The sequence below is a fragment of the Paenarthrobacter sp. NPDC091711 genome (assembly GCF_044756605.1).
GTDB lineage: Bacteria > Actinomycetota > Actinomycetes > Actinomycetales > Micrococcaceae > Arthrobacter.
Genome location: NZ_JBIVTF010000026.1, coordinates 1 through 19,013, shown reverse-complemented (window position 1 = coordinate 19,013; position 19,013 = coordinate 1). Strand labels below are relative to the sequence as shown.

Sequence of the window (19,013 nt, the reverse complement as noted above, 5' to 3'; positions counted from 1 at the left end):
TAGAGTCGCTTTTAAGACAAGTATGACGCAGCTCACAAACCATACCAACAGCCGAAGCGAGGTGGGGACCAGTGAAGAACATCAAGGTGGTGCATGACCGCAGGGACGAGTGGGACAGGAGCCACTTCGAACTCTGGGCGGCGGAGCTTCAGGCCAGGGAAACCCACCTCACTTCCGCGGCGTGGGTTGGTTGGCACGAGGAAGAGGAAGACCCTGCGTAATTCGGATAATTCCCGCGCCAAGTGGATATTCCCTCCGGCAGTGGCTGCCTAGAGTCGCTTGCAGGGCAAATATGACGCACGTCATATTTACGTAACATCGTCATCGCGGGAAAGGGTTCGGCACATGTCAGCACTCAAGGGCAGGACAGCAATTGTCACCGGCGGAGCCACCAAGGTTGGCCAAGGCGTGGTCACCGCATTGCGGGACGCCGGGGCCACGGTGGTGGTGGCGGATATAGACCCCGACGGCGCATCACTCACCGCCGGGCTGGGCGAAGGAATCCATTACTCCCACACGGACATCACTGATGATGACGCAGTGAACCTGCTGGTCAGTGGGGCGGCTGCACAGCACGGCAGCGTGGACATCCTGGTGAACCTCGCTTGCACTTACAAGGACGACGGCGCAGCCTCCGGGCGAGCCGACTGGCTCGAAGCACTCAACGTCAACCTGGTCAGCGCCGTGGTGGCGAGCAATGCGGCCCGCGCCTACCTCAAAGCATCCGGCCACGGCGCCATCATCAACTTCACCTCCATTTCCAGCTCAGTAGCCCAGACCGGCCGCTGGCTCTACCCGGCCAGCAAAGCAGCCCTGGTCCAAGTCACCCGCAGCATGGCCGTGGACTTCGCAGCGGACGGTATCCGGGTAAATTCCGTGAGCCCCGGCTGGGTGTGGAGCAACATCATGGACTCGCTCAGCAACGGGAGCCTCGAGAAGACAGACTCCGTGGCGGCCCCGTTCCACGCACTCAAGCGCGTGGGCCGCCCGCACGAGGTGGGTGACGTCGTCGCGTTCCTCGCCGGTGACCAAGCCAGCTTTGTGACCGGCGCGGACTGGGCTGTGGACGGCGGCTACTCCGCCCTGGGGCCGGAACGCGCTGAAGAAACCATTCCCCTGCTTGCCTCCAACTGACCATCGCAACCAGACCAGAGAAAAGGGAAACATCATGACGCAACGCCACATCACCATCGTCGGCGCCGGCCAGTCCGGACTGCAGCTCGGCATCGGCCTGCTCGACGCCGGCTACCAAGTGACCACGATCTCCAACCGCACACCCGAAGAGATTGCCGAGGGCAAAGTAGCCTCCAGCCAGTGCATCTTCCACAACGCCCTGGAGCACGAGCGGGACCTCGGGCTGGATTTCTGGCCGGACGCGCCAACCGTGGACGGGATCTCCTTCACCATCCCGCACCCGGAACTGCCGGGCGAGAAGGCCATCAGCTGGGCCTCCCGCTTGGACAACCACGCCAAGTCCATCGATCAGCGAGTCAAGTTCCCCAAGTTCATGGAGGAGTTCACCGCACGGGGCGGCGAGCTGGTGTTCGAAGATGCCGGCGTAGCTGAGCTGGAGAAATACACGCAGAACTCGGATCTGGTGATTGTGGCCGCTGGCAAGGGTGAGATCGCCCAACTGTTCACCCGCGACGCCGAACGCAGCACCTACGACGCACCGCAGCGGGCACTGGCCCTGACCTACGTGAAGGGCCTGAGGCCGCGTGAAGAGTACTCCGCGGTCTCGTTCAATCTCATCCCCGGCGTTGGCGAATACTTCGTCTTCCCGGCGCTGACCACGTCCGGCCCTTGCGAAATCATGGTCTTCGAAGGAGTTCCGGGCGGCCCCATGGATACCTGGAAGGGCCTGTCCCCCGAGGAACACCTGGAGAACTCCAAAAACATCCTCAACACCTTCCTGCCGTGGGAAGCCGAGCGTGCCACGGATGTGGAACTGACCGATCCCAACGGCGTGCTTCAGGGACGTTTCGCACCTACCGTCCGCCACCCGATTGCCACATTGCCCAGCGGCAGGCAGGTACTGGGCCTGGCCGACGTCGTGGTGTTGAACGATCCCATCACCGGGCAGGGCTCCAACAACGCCAGCAAGTGCGCGGCGTCGTATCTGGCCAGCATCATCGCCCACGACGACCAGGCCTTCGATGCGCCGTTCATGCAGGCCACGTTCGAGCGCTATTGGGATTACGCGCAGCACGTTGCACACTGGACAAATGCCCTCCTGGCTCCGCCGCCGCCCCACGTCCTTGAGCTCCTGGGTGCTGCGAACACTGAGCCGGACATCGCGCACCGGTTCGCCAACGGCTTCAACCACCCGCCGGAGTTCCAGAACTGGTTCATGTACCCGGACAAAGCTGCTGATTACCTGGCTGGCCTCACCGCCGCCAAGGTTTCTTAGCACAGCCCTGCTAATAAGGACTCCGTTATGCGCAAGATAGCGATTATTGGTGCCGGCGAATCCGGCGCCCAGCTGGCCCTCGGCCTCCAAAGGGACGGCTTCGCGGTGACACTCCTGTCCGATCGTTCGGCAGCGCAGATCCGCACCGGCAAAGTCATGTCCAGCCAGTGCATGTTCCCCACAGCCCTGGACGCCGAAGCCCAGATGGGGACGGCGCTCACCGGGTTCTACGAGTCCGGATCCGTTCCGGGCATCACCTCAATCCGGCTGCGAGTAGACGCTGAAGCCCCCATTGAGTGGGAAGCCCCCTTGGATGGCCCCGCCCGGTCCATCGATCAGCGCATCAAGAGCGCCCTGTGGATCGAGACGTTTGTGGCCGCCGGCGGTGACTTCCGCATTGAGAAGGTCACCCCGCGCATGCTCGAGGAACTCGCCCATGACTACGAACTGGTCATTGTGAGCACCGGCAAGGGCGAGATCGGCCAGATCTTCCCCCGCGACAAGGCGAAGTCACCGTTCGACCGTCCGCAACGGGTACTGGCCCTCAACTACGTCAAGACCGACGGCGGCGCTGACGCCGGCTCGTCCGCCGCCGGTACCGGCGGCGGGGGCGACGCCATCCGCATGTCCATGGTCCCCGGCGTCGGGGAGTTCTTCACGTTCCCTGGCCTGACGGTCTCCGGCCCCTGCCGCATGATGGTGTTCGAAGGCGTGGTGGGCGGCGCCATGGACCGGTGGACCGACGTCGGGAGCCCGGAGGAGCAGCTCGAACGTTCGCTGGAAATCCTCCGCGAGCACTTCCCGCACGAGGCCGGGAACTTCGCCGACGCGGAGCTGACGGATGATGGCGCCACGCTCCTGGGTCGCATCACACCCACAGTGAGGTCTGCCGTTGGGGAGCTTGGCAACGGGAAGTTGGTGTTCGGGCTCGGCGACGCTGTGGTCCTCAACGATCCTCTTACCGGGCAGGGCTCCAACAACGCCACCTTGGCGGCGAAGTATTACCTTGACGCGATTGTTCGCCGCGGCCAGCAGCCCTTTGACCGTCAATGGATGGAGCGCACGTTCGACGAGTTTTGGCGCGGGTGGGGGCAGTGGGCGGTTGAGTGGACCAACGATCTCCTCAAACCCCGAAGGGACCACCAAAAGACGCTGCTGAGCGAGGCGGCCGACCATCCGGCGCTGGCAGCAAGCATCGTGAGCGGCTTTGATGATCCGCGGACGTCGTACCCCTGGTGGTTTGACTCCACTGCTGCCGCGGACTTCATGCAGGCCAGGAAAGAAGAGGACACCTCGGTCTTCGATGTCCGCGATTTCCGGAGTGCTCTGGGCCAGTTCGCCACCGGCGTCACCGTGGTCACCACCGTGGCGGCGGACGGCCGAAAAGTGGGCATGACCGCCAATTCGTTCACCTCGGTGTCCATGGAGCCGCCGCTGGTGCTCTGGTGCCCCAGCAAACGGGCACCGAGCCTGGGTGACTTCGAGGACGCAACGCACTTTGCCATCAACATCCTGGCCAGTGACCAGCACGTCCTGTCCCGCCAGTTCGCAACACCGGCCACGGACAAGTTCGCCGGCGCGGAAACCACCGAAGGAATTGCCGGGGTTCCACTGCTGAACGGCGCCGTGGCAACGTTCCAGTGCCGCACGGTTTCGCGACATGACGCCGGGGACCACGTCATCTACGTGGGTGAAGTGGAAAGCTACAAGCACGACGGCGGGGCTCCCCTGGTGTTTCACGCCGGCAAGTACCACGCCACCGCCAGCCATCCGGATTTCTAGCGGCCCTCTCTTGAAAGGTGCGGATATGGACGATTCAGTTGACATGGATGGCTCGGTGGATGTGGCCATCATCGGTTCCGGCATCAATTCCTTGGTGGCGGCGGCAGAGTTGGCCTTGGCCGGTAAGCGCGTGTGCATCATCGAGCGCTCGGACCGGCTGGGAGGTTTCATTCATTCTGCCGAACGAACCCTTCCGGGCTTCATTCACGACTCCTTCTCCTCCTGGCATCCGCTGTTCGTGTCCGGTGGTGCCTACGGGGCGCTGGGCCGGGAACTGCATGCGAGGGGCCTGGAGTATTGCAACACCTCCGGCCCCGTGACGGCCAGTGTTGCCGCGGATCCGGTGAGCGGGGCCCACCGCGTGGTCATCGCCGAGCGGGATCCGGCCGAAACGGCTGCCGCTTTCAAGGAGCCGCGGGATGAAGCCGCGTATCTGGCCATGTTGGATGATCTTGGGCGGAATGCCGGCACGGTGTTCGGGGCTTTCGGGGCCGAGCTTCGCTCCTTTGGGGAGGTGGCCAGGATTGCGTTTGGCGCCGTACGCCGCGGGCGCTTCCAAGGGACGGAAGCCTTCGTCCGGGATTCCGTGATGAGCGGCCGGAATTACGTCCGCAGCCGCTTTGGCGGCTGGGAAACGGACCAGCTGTGGTCACCGTGGCTCCTGCACGCAGGACTCGGCCCGGACCAAGCCACCGGCGGAGTGATGCTCCCGGTGATGGCCATGAGCATGCACAGCTTCGGGCTCCCTATTGTGAAGGGCGGGGCTTCGAGGTTCGTGGAGGCTTTTGAGTCCTTGCTGCGCGACAACGGGGCACGGATCATGCTGGGCGCGGAGGCCGAGGAAATCCTGGTGGGCTCCGAGGGTTCAGCTAAGGAGCGCTCCGTCACCGGCGTCCGCACTTCGCAAGGTGTGGTTTCCGCCGGAACCGTGCTCGCGAACGTTTCGCCCCAGGCCCTCTATACCCGGCTTCTTCGCCAGCCGCCGGCCGGTACTGCCGACGCCGCCGAACGCTACCAGAACGGCCGCGGGGCCATGCAGATACACCTCGCCTTGGACAGGCCCGTGGAATGGCTCGATCCCAGGCTCAACAGCGTCCCGCTGGTTCACCTCAGCAATGGCTCGGACAGCACCGGGATTGCTTGCGCCCAAGCCGAAGCCGGGCTGTTGCCCAACGAACCCACGGTGGTGGTGGGCCAACAGTGCGTGCTGGATCCATCGCGGGCTCCGGAAGGCAAAGCCACGCTGTGGTTGCAACTGCAGGAAGTGCCGTTCGCCCCCGTTGGCGACGCTGCGGGCGAGCTGTCCATTAGCAACGGCTGGACTGACGAGTTGAAGCACGGATATCTGGAGCGGGTCCTTGCCCGGTTGGAGCACTTCGCCCCGGGAACCAGGGCAACGGTTCTCGCTTCAGACATCCTTGCCCCCACGGACTTGGTGTCCGCGAACCCCAATGCCGTCAACGGCGACCCCTACGGCGGCTCGGCCGAGCTCTTCCAAAACCTGCTCTGGCGGCCTTTCCCCGGGGCGGCAGGCCACCAAACCGGCGTCGAAGGCCTCTGGCACATCGGCGCATCAACTCACCCCGGCCCCGGACTTTCCGGCGGTTCCGGCCACTTGGTGGCCAAAAAACTGACCGCACCACCCTCACCACTTTCCCGTCTTCAAGCAGCACTTAAACCAAGCAAGCGATAGGAGAACAATGTCTGTTCTGGCCGGGCTCACTGCAGCCCTTTCGAGTGGTTCAGTGGAAATCATCGATCTCACCACACCCCTCAGTTCCGAGACCCCCATCCTGAACCTGCCCCAGCCGTTCGCGAACACCGTGGGCTTGTCCGTTTCACCGGTGAGTAATTTCGACGACGCCGGTCCCGCCTGGGCGTGGAACGATGTCACTGTGGGCGAGCACGCCGGGACGCACCTGGATGCTCCGGTTCACTGGATCACGGGCAAGGACGGCAAGTCCGTGGACCAGATTGAACCGCACCGGCTGGTGGGCCCCATCGTGGTGATCGACAAGACCACCGAGGTTTCCGCGGATCCGGATTTCCTGCTGGAACCGGAGCATTTTGAGCAGTGGCAGTCTGAGCATGGGTTGTTCCCGGAGAACTGCTGGGTGATCTTCCGGACCGGTTGGGCGGCCCGCGGCGCTGACGCTGCCGCTTTCGTCAACGCGGACGACGCCGGACCCCACACTCCCGGGGTCTCTGCCGCGGGTGCCAAGTGGCTCGCCGGAAACGCCTCGATCTCCGGTTTCGGTGTGGAGACTGTGGGCATCGACGCCGGGCAGGCCGGCGGACTGGATCCGATGTTCCCCGTTCATTCATTCCTCCTCGGGGCGGACAAGTACGGTGTGACCTCACTGCGGAACGTGGACCGGCTCCCCATCACGGGCGCCACGTTGGTGGTGGCACCGTTGCCGATAGTCGGCGGAACAGGCAGCCCCAGCCGCGTGTATGCACTGGTGGAAAAGACCACGGCGGAGACGGCATGAGCGAGCAGGTACGGGTTTCAGCCCTGGTGGGCAGGACGCTGGCGAAGCTCGGCGTCGGGCACGTGTTCGGGGTGGTGGGCTCCGGCAACTTCGATGTCACCGGCACCCTCATGGCCGAGGGTGTGCCGTTCACAGCAGCCCGCCATGAGGGCGGTGCTGCCACGATGGCGGACGCGTATTCGCGGATGTCCGGAAAGGTGGGAGTGGTCACCACTCATCAGGGGTGCGGGCTGAGCAATGCCATCACCGGAATCGGGGAAGCAGCGAAAAGCCGCACCCCCATGATCGTGCTGACCGCTGACACCCAGGCTGCAGCGATCAGGTCCAACTTCAAGATCGACCAAGACAGCCTGGCCCGCAGCGTGGGCGCTGTCGCCGAGCGGATTCACTCCCCCGCCACAGCCGTGGCAGACACCGTTAGGGCTTACCGAACGGCGGTCAACGAGCGCCGCACGGTGGTGCTGAGCCTGCCGCTGGACATCCAAAGTGGCACCGCGGCAGATGAGGTGAGTGCCGTCGTCGTGCCTGAGCCGTTGAAGATCCGCCCTGACGCTGCCGCCGTTGAGCAGCTGATGGCGCTTATTACGGCCGCTGAACGGCCGGTCTTCGTCGCCGGACGCGGAGGACGCGGTGCCCGGGCCGAAATCCTGGAGCTGGCACGCCATGCCGGCGCACTGGTGGCCACCTCGGCAGTGGCGAGCGGGCTGTTCAACGGCGACTCCCACAATCTGGGTATCTCCGGCGGCTTCTCCTCCCCTGTCACAGCGGAGTTGATCAGCGGCGCGGACCTGATCGTGGGCTGGGGGTGCGCACTAAACATGTGGACCATGCGCCACGGACGACTCATCTCCACCGGCACCACAGTGGTGCAGATCGACGTCGAAGATGCCGCGCTCGGCGCCAACCGGCCCATCACCCTGGGTGTGCTGGGCGATTCGGCGCTGGCGGCTGCGGATGCCCTAACGGTGCTCCGGTCTGCGCAGCCGGAACCCGCCGAGAAGTACCGCACCGAAGCCAATGCCCTGACCATCAAACAGAGCTCACGGTGGCGGGACGTGGAGACCGAAGACCAGTCCACGGCAACATCCATCGATCCACGCGTCCTCACCCGCGAACTGGATTCGCTGCTGCCTGCCGAGAGGATCGTTGCCGTCGATTCGGGGAACTTCATGGGCTACCCCAGCCAGTACCTTGCCGTGCCTGACGAGTTCGGTTTCTGTTTCACCCAAGCATTCCAAGCGATCGGGCTTGGCCTGTACACCGCGATTGGTGCTGCCGTGGCTCAACCTCAGCGCTTGCCGGTTTTGGGGGCGGGTGATGGCGGGTTCCTTATGGGAATCAGCGAGTTGGAGACCGCCGTCCGCCTGAAGTTGCCGCTGGTGTGCATCGTCTACAACGACGCAGCGTACGGAGCAGAGGTCCACCACTTCGCCTCCGAACACACAGAAGCCGAGCTCGCCAGCGTGGTCTTCCCGGAGACAGACATCGCCGCGATCGCCCGCGGATTCGGGGCTGAGGGAGTGACAGTGCGGACTGCGGCAGACCTCGATGCTGTGCGCCCGTGGATCGCGGCCTACGAAGCCGGAACGCAGGACCGTCCCCTGGTGATCGACGCGAAGATAGCCTCCGACGGCGGCTCGTGGTGGCTCGCCGAAGCATTCCAAGGCCACTAAAAAGGGCGCACTGTCCTAGCTGGGTGGGGAGGTGCTACTTGGGTGGGGCGGTGCTCCCGCGCACTACCAGTTCCGTTGCAACTTCAAGGGCTGCTGAAGTAGCGAGGCCTTGCTGTTCGATCTGCTCCGTGAGCATGCCCACGGCCATGGACGCCAACTGCGCAAGCGGCTGCCGGACCGTGGTGAGCGGCGGTGACGTGAGAGCTGCCTGGGCGATGTCGTCGAATCCCACAATGCTGAGGTCGCCGGGGATTTTCAGGGACCGCTGCCCGGCGGCGTTCATCACGCCGAGGGCCTGCAGGTCGCTGCCCGTGAAGATCGCAGTGGGCCGCTCCGGCAGGTCCAGGAGCTCCCCGCCCAGGCGAAGCCCGGACTCGATACTGAAATCGCCGTCGCGCACGAACTCGGGAAGCACCGGCAGCCCGGCTTCGTGAAGGGCAGCCGCGTAGGCGGCGTAGCGGGCGCGTCCATGACCCGGGCTGTGGACGCGGCCGGTAATGATGCCAATTCGCTCATGCCCCAGTTCCAGGAGATGGGACACCGCACGCAGTGCTCCCGAGAACGACGCCGGGCTGACGCTGGGTATCTGCAAGCCCTGGGAGCCTTCGGGGTCGATGGCGACAGCGGGAATGTTCAGCGTCCGCGCCAGCTCCACCAACGGTGAGCCCTGCCGCGGAGCCAACAACATCACACCGTCGAGGCGGTTGCCGGAGGGCTCCCGCAGTTTCTGCCAGTTCTCCGCGGTGGCATTCACGGCTCGCGTGTAGGCCACGGTGTAGCCAAGGCGTGTGGCCGCAGCTTCCACGCCTTCCATGGTTTCCAGGACCCACGGAGAATCAAAGTTGTTCACTACCAGTTGAAGCAGCCCAGGTTCGCTGGGCGAGTTTCGCTTGGTGTAATCGAGCTCCTCCAAGGCCTGCTGGACGCGGGCGCGGGTTGACTCCGAAACATGCGAGCGCCCATTCAGCACCTTGGAAACGGTGGGCACGGAAACGCCCGCAGCTGCGGCCACATCTGCGATCTTGGGGCGCGGAGTGGTCAACGGGGCGGTCCTTGAACTCATGGGGATACGGGAGCGGCAATGCGCTGGGTGGTTGCCCGGCGGACCGGCGCAGTATCCACCCGCACGGGTCCAACCCTAACACTGCCGTGTTCACGCGAGCCCAGGGGTGATGCAGCGAAAATCCCCAGTTCAGCGCCGATCCACCGCCCCTCCACAACGTCGAAATCCCAGATGGGAATCTGCCACGGATCCGTGGGTCCAACCCGCCAGGCAAACGTGGCCCTTGGGGTCTCATCCGTGCGGATCTGGAGCTCAATGCTGGGGCCGGGAAGTGCCACAGCGCGTCCCATCTGCTGCTCGTGCGGACCTTCGCTACCGGTGCCGCTACCCAGGACGTAGCCGTTTTCGGTGCGCACCATGCCCAGCCAGGCGTACCGCTGACCTAAAATCACGACGCCGGCCCGGGTACCCACGGGCACATCGTCCAGTTCCAGGGTGGTGGTGAAGGTGGACGGTTCGCCGGGGAGGATTTGGGCCAGGACGTTGGGAAGTTCCCGGAGGTTGATGGGATCGTTGGCCTGCGGACGCAGAATCAGGTGCCCTCCTCCATAGGTGGAAAGCCATTCGTCCCGGGGGTTGGCCTGCCAATGCCACTGCGGACCCAGGCCAGGGGACGTGAAGTTGTCGCTGGACGGCGGGGCAACATCCTCAGGCGAGGTACCCACCGGGTAGGGGTGGCTCAAAACCGGGGTTCCCGGCCCGCCGTCGTCCGCTGTTTTGCCCATCCACGGCCAGCCGTCTTCGCCCCAACCCATCGGCTGGAGATGAACAACCCGACCGTACGCCCCCCGGTCCTGGAAGTGCAGGAACCAGTCTTCGCCCTCGGGAGTGGTAACCCAGGCGCCTTGATGCGGGCCGTTCACCGGCGAATCGCCCTGCTCCAGGACGCGCCGTTCTTCGTAGGGTCCAAAAGGCGAGCGCGAGCGGAACACCGACTGCCATCCGGTGGCAACACCGCCTGCCGGAGCAAAGATCCAGTACCAGCCGTCGCGCTTGTAGAACTTGGGGCCCTCCAGGGTGGTGAACCCAGGAAGCTCCTCGCCGTTGATGACGTGGGTGCCGTGGTCCAGAAGCCGGGAGGCGTCCGGGCTCATCCGATGTACGGTGAGCCGGTTCTTGACCCCGATGCGGCTCTTGGCCCAACCGTGGACCAAGTATGCGGTGCCGTCGTCATCCCACAGGGGGCAGGGGTCGATGAGTCCACGTCCGGGATAGAGGAGATGGGGTGCGCTCCACGGTCCTTCAGCCTTCTCTGCGCTGAGCACGAAAATGCCGTGGTCCGGATCCGGATAGAAAATCCAGAACTTGCCATCGTGGTGACGCAGCGCCGGAGCCCACACGCCACTTCCGTGCCTCACCAGCGAATAGTGGTTCGTTTGAGGCAGTTCCGGGAGTGCGTGGCCGACGTGCTCCCAATCCACCAGGTTCTTGGAGCGAAGCACCGGCAGCCCGGGCACCCGGTTGAAGCTGGAGGCGATGAGGTAATAGGTGCCCTCAACCTGGACTGCATCCGGGTCCGGCCAGTCGCCGTTGAGGATGGGGTTGTTGTAGACGGGGATGCGGTGTCGATTTCCCATATTTGTCATGGTGTCCTGTCCGGAGAGCTGCTGCTGAAGTGCTGGAGAAGGAGTTCTTCCACGTGGTGGCTGCTGGATATGTGGCCGTCGTGGATGACGGCGTGGAGGCTGAGTTTGAGCGGCCTGTTGCGGTCCGCCCGGGCAGCTTCGCTCCACGCAACCGCGGGTCCGGCACCGACGTATCCCTCTGTGCGGACAAACCAGGGACGGAGTTCGGCGGGGTTTTGTGCGAGGACGACGCTAACGTCGCGGCCGTGCTGCCGGGTGGTCACCACGAGCCACGGGGAGAGCGAGCCGTGCGCCGTTTCCGTTCCGGTGCCCTGCGAACACAGCACGCCCGCCGGGCCGTCCCCCGAGGGGAAGCGCCAGAAGATTCCGCCGTAACCGGCGCCTTCGCGTCCCTTAACCGCCGACGACGACACCCACAATTGCTCCACGTCACCTGCGGGCTCAATCAAGGAGTCAAAGGCCAGACTCCAGGAGTTGGGGTCCGGGTGGTCCTGACAGGTGTAGCTCCGCTGTTCCCTGGCCAGTTCCTGCCCTCTCATGTCCATCCACGTGACAGTCCCGCTCGCCTTTCCGGATTGGTAACTCCACCCAGAGGTGACTTGACGGCCGTGATTGGCAAGAAGGGCAGGGCCGTGCCCCGTGTAGGTGGATCCGCCCCAGAAGTTGCTTCCGTTCACGTCCGAGAACGCGAGCGAGAGGCCCAGGTGGTGCGGGTGGTCGTCTGGACCGGCTTCCGTGAGGGGCGCGCCGGCCAAAGTGCGGAGGGGGTGCAGGTAGGGCCTGGGAGCCAGCACCGCTGCGAGGTCAACGCCGTTGTTCACCCGCGCCACGGTTGCGCCGTGAAGCTGGAAACTTCCCATGTGGACCTCCTTTCGGTGAGTGCGCTGGTGATGGCAGCGCGGTTGCGTGGGTTCAGCATAAACAGAACAGAAAGAACTCGGCAACTCTCCACGAAAGTTTCTTTCAAGAAGTTTCCGCATAACAGTGATGGTGTGTTGACAGTCACAGTGAATTGTTGCTAGAAATCGTTTACTCAGTATTTTTGCTCCTCGTTTTGGTCTCCATGAGGACCCTCGCATCGCTAAAGAATCCGCATACCCTCAGAAAGTTTCTGCCGGGAAAGCTCGGAAACTCTGTATTTACGTCCCTAGATCGGGCACCAGAAAGGCGTCATTCAATGAAGAAGACAGCAAACACTCCCATCTCGCGCAGGCTTGTCCTGGGAGCCGCGATGGTGGCGGCAGGACTGACAATCAGCGCCTGTGGAGGAGGAGGCGCAACGTCCTCCGGCAGCGGCAGCAACGGCAACGTTGAACTGAACTTCGTCTTCTGGGGCGATGCCAACCGGGCCAAAATGACCGAAGCTGCCCTGCGGATCTTTGAGAAGAAGAACCCGGGCATCACCGTCAAAACCGAGTACCAGGACAGCGCACCCTACGCCGATAAGCTCGCTACCCGCTTTGCAGGCGGCAACCCGCCGGACGTCCTGGCCATGGCCAACCGCAGCCTCCTGGAGTACGCACAGCGTGGCACCCTCGCGGACCTCAAATCATTCCCGGAACTGAGCTTGGGCAAGGTTCCGGAAACCACCCTCAGCCGTGGCGAGGTTGACGGCAAGCTCTACGGCCTCGCTACCGGCGTGACCACCATCGGCATGGTGGTCAACAAGACCATCACGGACCAGGCTGGCGTCACCATCCCGGACGACAAGACCTGGAGCTGGGAGGACTACGCCAAGTTCGCCACCGAAGTCACGCAGAAAACCGGCGGGAAGGTCTACGGGGCTGGCTACGACGTCGCCACGGAAACGGGACCCATCATGCTCGCGCGCCAACGCGGTGAGGATTTCTACACCAAGGACAACAAGCTCGGCGTCAGCGAGAAGACCATCGAGGACTGGTTCCAGTACAGCGTGGACCTCCGCAAAGCCGGCGGCTATCCGCCCGCAGGATTCTTCGAGCAAATTGGCGGCTCGCCGGCGCAGTCCTACCTCGCGAAGGGCACGGTCGCTTCGCAGATCATCCCCATCAACAACTTCCGTGGTTACAACGAGGCCGTTGAGGGTGAGGTTGTCCTGCTGCGCATTCCAGGCGAAACCAGCGGCGAGCGCCGTGGCTACTCCGCCGACCCCACCATGCTGTGGTCAATCGCAGCCAAGTCCAAGCACCCCAAGGAGGCAGCCAAACTGGTGGACTTCCTGACGAATGACGCTGAAGGTGCCGCCGAGGTCCTCACCCAGCGCGGTGTCCCCATCAACCCGGAGGTGGCCGATTCCATCACCCCCAAGCTGAGCGCGGATGACAAGACGTTTGTGGACCTGATGGCCGCCATCCAGGAAGAGGACTTGCCGCCCGCCTACGTATATCCGAAAGGCGCCAGTGTTGTAGCCGATACCCTCAAGCAGCTCACCACTGAAGTGGAGTTCGGCCGGATCAGCCCCGCGGATGCGGCTAAGACCTTCATGGAGAAGAGCAATGCAGCAATCAACAAGTAAGCCTGCAGCTACTTCCGAGGGGGTCTTGCCGCTATGACAGTTCTGACCAAGCAGCCGCCGGGAGCTCCGGCGCCAGCCGCGGCAGGCGGCACACCGCGTATCCGCCCGTCCCGGCGCAGGAAGCAGCGCTCTGGATATCTTTTCCTTCTCCCGTGGTTCCTGGGGATGTTGTTCACCGTCATTCCGTTCTTTGCCTCGCTGTACCTGGCTTTTACGGACTACAACCTCTTTACTGAGCCCAACTTTGTGGGGCTGGCCAACTTCCAGGCCATGTTCGAGGACCCACGGCTCATTCAGTCGCTGAAGGTCACCTTCATTTACACCTTCGTGTCGGTGCCTATCTCCCTGGCTGTTGCCCTGCTGGTTGCACTGGTGCTGAACCGGGGACTTCAGGGCCTGTCGATCTACCGCTCTGTTTACTACCTGCCCTCCCTTCTGGGTGGCAGCGTGGCAATCGTGATGCTGTGGCGTTACATCTTCGGCAACGACGGAATCGTCAACGGGTTCCTGGGCATCTTCGGAATCCAGGGCCCCGCGTGGGTCACTGACCCCCAGTTCTCCCTCAGCACCCTCATTGTGCTGAACGTCTGGACGTTCGGCTCCCCCATGGTGATCTTCCTTGCCGGACTACGGCAGGTTCCCGGGATGTACTACGAAGCTGCCTCGATTGACGGGGCATCCAAGTGGCGGCAGTTCCGCAGCATCACGCTGCCCCTCATCAGCCCCATTATTTTCTTCAACCTCATCATGCAGCTCATCGGCTCGTTTCAGACGTTCACCCAGGGCTATGTGATGAGCGGAGGTACCGGGGGCCCGGCGGATTCCACGCTGTTTTACAACCTGTACCTGTACCAGAAGGGCTTCACCGAGTTCGAGATGGGGTATGCCTCGGCCATGGCCTGGCTGCTGTTGATGATCATCGCGATTTTCACGGCCATCAATTTCATCGCATCCAAGTTCTGGGTCTTCTACGACAATTAAGGCAACCCCATGGCACTCCTTGATTTACCTCTCAAGCGCAAGCTGGCCAAGCAGGATCAACCCGAAGACGCCCTGACGGGAACCCCGGTTTCCCGCTTCTCACGGCATCTGATTCTCTGCCTGGTGGGGCTGGTGATGCTCTACCCGTTGATGTGGCTGATCTCCAGCTCGATGAAGCCCAGCAACGATATTTTCAGGCAGCTGGGTCTCTGGCCCGAAAACTGGGACTTCTCCAACTACGCCCAGGGCTGGACCGCGTTGGACCAGCCGTTCCACGTTTACCTGATCAACTCCATGATCGTGGTGATTTTCTCCATCATCGGCAACATCTTCTCCTGCGCCTTGGCCGCCTACGCCTTCGCGCGGATGGAATTCACCGGGCGGAAACTGTTCTTCGCCCTCATGTTGGGAACACTCATGCTGCCGGGTCACGTTCTTCTGGTTCCGCAGTACATCATCTTCTCCCAGCTCGGCTGGCTGGACACCTACCTGCCGCTGATCGTCCCCAACTTCATGGCCACCAATGCCTTCTTTATCTTCCTCATGGTGCAATTCATGAAGTCGCTGCCCAAGGAATTGGACGACGCCGCCCAGATTGACGGCTGCGGCCCGTTCCGGACTTTCATCCGGGTCATTCTGCCCCTCTGTGTGCCGGCCATGGCCACCACGGCTATTTTCACGTTCATCTCCACATGGAACGAGTTCTTTGGTCCGCTGCTCTACATCCAGAACCAGGACCTCTACACCGTTCCCTTGGCCCTTCGCGCCTTCATGGACTCGGAAGGACAAAGCATGTGGGGCCCCATGTTCGCCATGTCAGTGGTGTCCATCGCCCCCATCATCGGCTTCTTCATTGCAGGGCAGAAGTACCTGATCAACGGAATTGCCACCACCGGACTCAAGTAGCCCCCTCACCCCAGAGCCACACCAATCAAGACAAGACAAAGGAGTTTTGCATGCGCCTGCGACGCCTACTCGGCGCGGCCACCGCCGTCGTCATTCTTGGAAGCTTTACCGCTGTGCCTGCCTGGGCGGAGCCCACCCACAGCGGCACAGAATCGCCGGCGGCACCGGCGGCCCTGTGGAAGCAACGTCCCGACGGTTTCGCGTCCCTTCCCGGCAACGGCCTGGACGGCACCACCGGAGGCCAGGCGGGGAGGCACGTGAGCGTGTCCTCGCTTGAGGAACTCACAGCCTATGCCGCGGCCGAGGAGCCGCTGGTGATCTTCCTCAAGGGCAGCATCACGGCCCAGGACTACGTCAAGATTCCGGTCGCATCGAACAAGAGCTTCATCGGTACGGGCGCGGGCGTGGAACTGGTCAATGCCGGCTTCAAGCTCATCAACGTGTCCAACGTGATCTTCAGGAACTTCACAGTGCGCGATTCCTACATTCCCGGTGACTGGGACGGCAAACGCCCGGACAACGATCGTGACGGCATCCAACTCGATACCTCGCACCATGTCTGGGTGGACCACATGAAGTTCGAGCGCATGGGCGACGGCATGATCGATACCCGCAAGGACTCGGACTACCTGACCTACTCGTGGAACGTGTTCGCGGACAACAACAAAGCCCTGGGCGTGGGCTGGACCAGCAACGCGGTCACCAAAATGACCATCCATCACAACTGGATCCGCAACACTGTCCAACGGAACTTCAGCCTGGACAACACAGCGGCTGCGCACGTCTACAACAACTACCTGCAGGACATCGGCCAGTACGGAATGATGGGCCGCAACGCCGCCAAGGTGCTCCTGGAGGGCAACTACTTCACCGCGGTTGCCGATCCCGTGGTGGCAAAGGACCCTGCCACGGAAATCGTCAACCGTGACAACATTTTCGAGTCCACCCGCGGCCGCAAGGACAACATCGGCAGCGCCTTCGACCCCACACAGTTCTATTCATACGCCAAGGACGACTCTGCGAGGGTTCCCGAACTGGTCACCGGCAGTGCCGGACCTCGCGAAAACAAAGCACCAAGCACGACGGCGGAGGTCACGGTCGCGCTGGACGGCACCGGCGATTTCGGCAGCGTACAGGCGGCCATCGGCTCGATTCCCGTGGGCAACACACAACCCCGGACCATCACCATCAAGCCCGGCTTCTACCGGGAAGCGGTGAATGTCTGGGCCGACCGGCCCAACGTGACGCTGCAGGGAGCAACAGCCAACCCGGCCGACGTCGTCATTTCCTACGACACCCCTGCAAACGGGGCAAAGTTCTTCGGCGGAACCTGGGGTGCGGCCGGAAGTGCCACGCTCAACGTCCTGGCGGAAAACACCACGGTCCGGAACCTCACAGTGGAAAACGCTTATGACGAGGCCGTTCACGGAGGTAGCCAGGCCCTCGCGGTGCGGACAGTGGCAGACAAAATCACCTTCGACAACACCAGGTTCCTCGGCAACCAGGACACCTACCTTGCAGACACCACCGGCCGTGACGCTACCGCCCGCACCTACCTGAAAAACTGCTACATCGAAGGTGACGTGGACTTCCTCTACGGCCGGGGTACAGCGGTGTTTGACGGCTGCACCATCCATTCGCTGGACCGCGGCAGCGACACGAACAATGGCTACATCGTGGCACCCAGCACCAAGGACTCCAACCCTTACGGCTTCCTGATCGTGGACAGCACCCTGACCTCTGACGCTGCACCCGGGACCGTCAGTTTGGGACGCCCTTGGTTTGCCAGCAGCGACCCCAACGCGCACCCCATGGCCGTCATCCGGGACTCGAACCTGGGCAGTCACATCGCTGAGCAGGGCTGGTCAGACATGAGTGGGCATGCTTGGACTGAAGGGCGCTTCGCTGAGTACAACAACACCGGGCCCGGCGCATACACCAACGAGTTCCACCCCCAACTCACTCCGGAAGAGGCCCTGAGATTCACCAAGGACACGTTCCTCGGTGACTGGACCCCCGCGGCAGGTGCTTGAGATGGCGGACGCACAACAACCGAACATTCGACGCCGGACCCTCCTAACCGCTGGACTCGCAGCTGGCACTCTGGCCTCCACCGGCTTCTTCAGCTCGGCAATGGCGGCGCCGGCCACCGATGGTGCCCCATCCGGCGTCGATCCCCATGGTTGGGACGAAGCCAGGTTGCCGGTGAACCGCGGGAGCGGCGGCTCCTGGACGTCGGCACCCGAGGGTTTCGCCGGCGTCGCATCCCACGGCCGCGACGGCACTACTGGCGGTGCGGGCGGCCGGCTGGTGCATGCGCGCACGCCCGAGGAGCTCCGCGCCTTCGCGAAAAGCCCTGAAGCGCTGGTGGTGATCCTGCACGGCGAACTGGTGTTCGCGGAGTACGAGAAACTGACGGTGACCTCCAACAAGTCCTTCCTCGGCGCGGGCGAAGGGGCCGCGGTAGTCAATGCGGGTTTCAAACTGGTCAATGTCGCCAACGTCGTGTTCAGAAACTTCACGCTCCGGGACTCCTACATTCCCGGGGACTTTGTGGGGAAACGGCCTGACAATGACAGGGACGGGATCCAGATGGACACCTCCACACACGTCTGGGTGGACCATATGCATTTCACCCGGCTGGGCGACGGCCTGGTGGATATCCGCAAGGACTGCGACAACGTCACGCTGTCCTGGAACGTCTTTTCAGACCACAACAAGGCCCTCGGAGAGGGCTGGACGCAGAACGTGGTCACCCGCGTGACGCTGCATCACAACTGGATCCGGAACACGCACCAGCGCAACGCCAGCCTGGACAACACGGCGGCCTCGCATGTCTACAACAACTACCTGGAGAACATCTCCAGCTACGGCATGCTCGGGCGGAACGCTGCCCTGCTGCTGGTGGAAGGAAACTACTTCCGGGATGTCCGGAACCCGCTTCACCACCAGGGTCCCGGCGGTGCGCTGGTGGCCCGAAATAACGTATTCGAGGAGTGCACCGGGAACACCGGCCAGGAACGGGGCATGGCGTTCGACGTCCCCTATTCCTATGACCTGACGCCCACCAAGGCAGTTCCGGCGCTGGTACGTGCTTTCGGAGGACCGTTGGGCGGGACCGAGCCGGCGCTTCGGGACGTCATCACCGTGGCATTGGACGGAACGGGCAATTTTGCCAGCATCCGGGCGGCCGTTGGCGCAATCCCTGCGAATAACCCACGTGCTGTCACGGTGCTGCTGCAACCGGGGATTTACCACGAGCCCTCGGTCATTTGGGGTGACCGCCGGAACATCACCCTGGCCGGGGCAACGGGAAATGCGGAGGATGTGATCCTGAGCAACAGCGAAGGCGTGACGTTGCTGGTGGCTGCGGACGGTTCCACCCTGCGGGACCTCACCGTCACCTCCGACACCCCTCAGCCCGGGCATGTCCTGCTGGTCACGGGCAGCGGAGTGAGCCGTTCCAACGTGGTGGTGCTGAACGGCACGTCGGGGTAACCCAACTGAGTAGCAGCACAGGCCGTTCTGAGCCCGCTGAATCATGCGGTGATCGCAACACCTGAATATTGAAGGGTGTCGATTGCCATGGTGAAGTTCACGAATCGTTTGGTCGCTGAGGTTGTTCA

15 protein-coding genes are annotated in these 19,013 nt (G+C 63.1%); 12 read left to right on the top strand and 3 right to left on the bottom strand.

Features of this window, described 5'->3' with window-relative positions:
- Window positions 1-71: 71 nt before the first annotated feature.
- The 7 genes from ACIQH5_RS21945 to ACIQH5_RS21915 all read left to right on the top strand — a co-directional run bounded on the left by ACIQH5_RS21945 (window position 72) and on the right by ACIQH5_RS21915 (window position 8,357).
- A complete protein-coding gene (locus ACIQH5_RS21945; RefSeq protein ID WP_175538765.1) occupies window positions 72-221 on the top strand; it encodes a hypothetical protein in 150 nt (49 codons plus the stop codon).
- Between the two features lie 124 nt (window positions 222-345).
- Window positions 346-1,134: an SDR family oxidoreductase gene (locus tag ACIQH5_RS21940; RefSeq protein WP_400407652.1), complete on the top strand. Its 789-nt coding sequence runs from the start codon at window positions 346-348 to the stop codon at window positions 1,132-1,134.
- Window positions 1,135-1,168: 34 nt separating this feature from the next.
- The gene (locus ACIQH5_RS21935) at window positions 1,169-2,410 is read left to right on the top strand and encodes a styrene monooxygenase/indole monooxygenase family protein (protein WP_400407650.1); all 1,242 of its coding nucleotides are present in this window, start codon (window positions 1,169-1,171) and stop codon (window positions 2,408-2,410) included.
- Window positions 2,411-2,437: 27 nt separating this feature from the next.
- The gene (locus ACIQH5_RS21930; RefSeq protein WP_400407648.1) at window positions 2,438-4,192 is read left to right on the top strand and encodes a flavin reductase; all 1,755 of its coding nucleotides are present in this window, start codon (window positions 2,438-2,440) and stop codon (window positions 4,190-4,192) included.
- A 25-nt stretch (window positions 4,193-4,217) separates the two neighbouring features.
- On the top strand, window positions 4,218-5,885 hold the full coding sequence (locus ACIQH5_RS21925; RefSeq protein WP_400407646.1) for a phytoene desaturase family protein: 1,668 nt from the start codon (window positions 4,218-4,220) through the stop codon (window positions 5,883-5,885).
- Window positions 5,886-5,892: 7 nt separating this feature from the next.
- Entirely contained in the window at window positions 5,893-6,684 is a 792-nt protein-coding gene (locus ACIQH5_RS21920) for a cyclase family protein (protein ID WP_400407643.1), read from the top strand.
- Window positions 6,681-8,357, top strand: a complete 1,677-nt coding sequence (locus ACIQH5_RS21915) for a thiamine pyrophosphate-binding protein (protein WP_400407641.1) — start codon at window positions 6,681-6,683, stop codon at window positions 8,355-8,357. Before ACIQH5_RS21920 ends, ACIQH5_RS21915 begins: the two co-directional genes overlap by 4 nt.
- A 34-nt stretch (window positions 8,358-8,391) precedes the next feature.
- Here the strand turns inward: ACIQH5_RS21915 and ACIQH5_RS21910 are convergent, their stop codons facing one another.
- Genes ACIQH5_RS21910 through ACIQH5_RS21900 form a run of 3 tightly spaced genes read right to left on the bottom strand, consistent with a single transcriptional unit; the run spans window position 8,392 to window position 11,866 of the window.
- Window positions 8,392-9,420: a LacI family DNA-binding transcriptional regulator gene (locus ACIQH5_RS21910; protein ID WP_011773011.1), complete on the bottom strand. Its 1,029-nt coding sequence runs from the start codon at window positions 9,418-9,420 to the stop codon at window positions 8,392-8,394.
- Window positions 9,417-10,997 (bottom strand): family 43 glycosylhydrolase, encoded by a 1,581-nt coding sequence (locus ACIQH5_RS21905; RefSeq protein ID WP_400407639.1) that lies wholly within the window; start codon window positions 10,995-10,997, stop codon window positions 9,417-9,419. The genes ACIQH5_RS21910 and ACIQH5_RS21905 overlap by 4 nt, the downstream gene beginning before the upstream one ends.
- Before the next feature lie 5 nt (window positions 10,998-11,002).
- On the bottom strand, window positions 11,003-11,866 hold the full coding sequence (locus ACIQH5_RS21900) for a PmoA family protein (RefSeq protein WP_400407637.1): 864 nt from the start codon (window positions 11,864-11,866) through the stop codon (window positions 11,003-11,005).
- A gap of 317 nt (window positions 11,867-12,183) precedes the next feature.
- Between ACIQH5_RS21900 and ACIQH5_RS21895 the strand changes: the two genes are divergently transcribed.
- The 5 genes from ACIQH5_RS21895 to ACIQH5_RS21875 are packed head-to-tail and all read left to right on the top strand — an operon-like array spanning window position 12,184 to window position 18,885.
- Window positions 12,184-13,500 (top strand): ABC transporter substrate-binding protein, encoded by a 1,317-nt coding sequence (locus tag ACIQH5_RS21895; RefSeq protein ID WP_400407635.1) that lies wholly within the window; start codon window positions 12,184-12,186, stop codon window positions 13,498-13,500.
- 33 nt (window positions 13,501-13,533) lie between these two features.
- On the top strand, window positions 13,534-14,481 hold the full coding sequence (locus ACIQH5_RS21890) for a carbohydrate ABC transporter permease (RefSeq protein ID WP_400407633.1): 948 nt from the start codon (window positions 13,534-13,536) through the stop codon (window positions 14,479-14,481).
- Between the two features lie 9 nt (window positions 14,482-14,490).
- Complete coding sequence (locus tag ACIQH5_RS21885; RefSeq protein WP_011773007.1) at window positions 14,491-15,387, top strand: carbohydrate ABC transporter permease; 897 nt, start codon at window positions 14,491-14,493, stop codon at window positions 15,385-15,387.
- A gap of 50 nt (window positions 15,388-15,437) precedes the next feature.
- Window positions 15,438-17,420, top strand: a complete 1,983-nt coding sequence (locus tag ACIQH5_RS21880) for a pectinesterase family protein (RefSeq protein WP_400407631.1) — start codon at window positions 15,438-15,440, stop codon at window positions 17,418-17,420.
- Between the two features lies 1 nt (window position 17,421).
- On the top strand, window positions 17,422-18,885 hold the full coding sequence (locus tag ACIQH5_RS21875; RefSeq protein ID WP_400407629.1) for a pectate lyase: 1,464 nt from the start codon (window positions 17,422-17,424) through the stop codon (window positions 18,883-18,885).
- The last annotated feature ends 128 nt before the right edge of the window (window positions 18,886-19,013 follow it).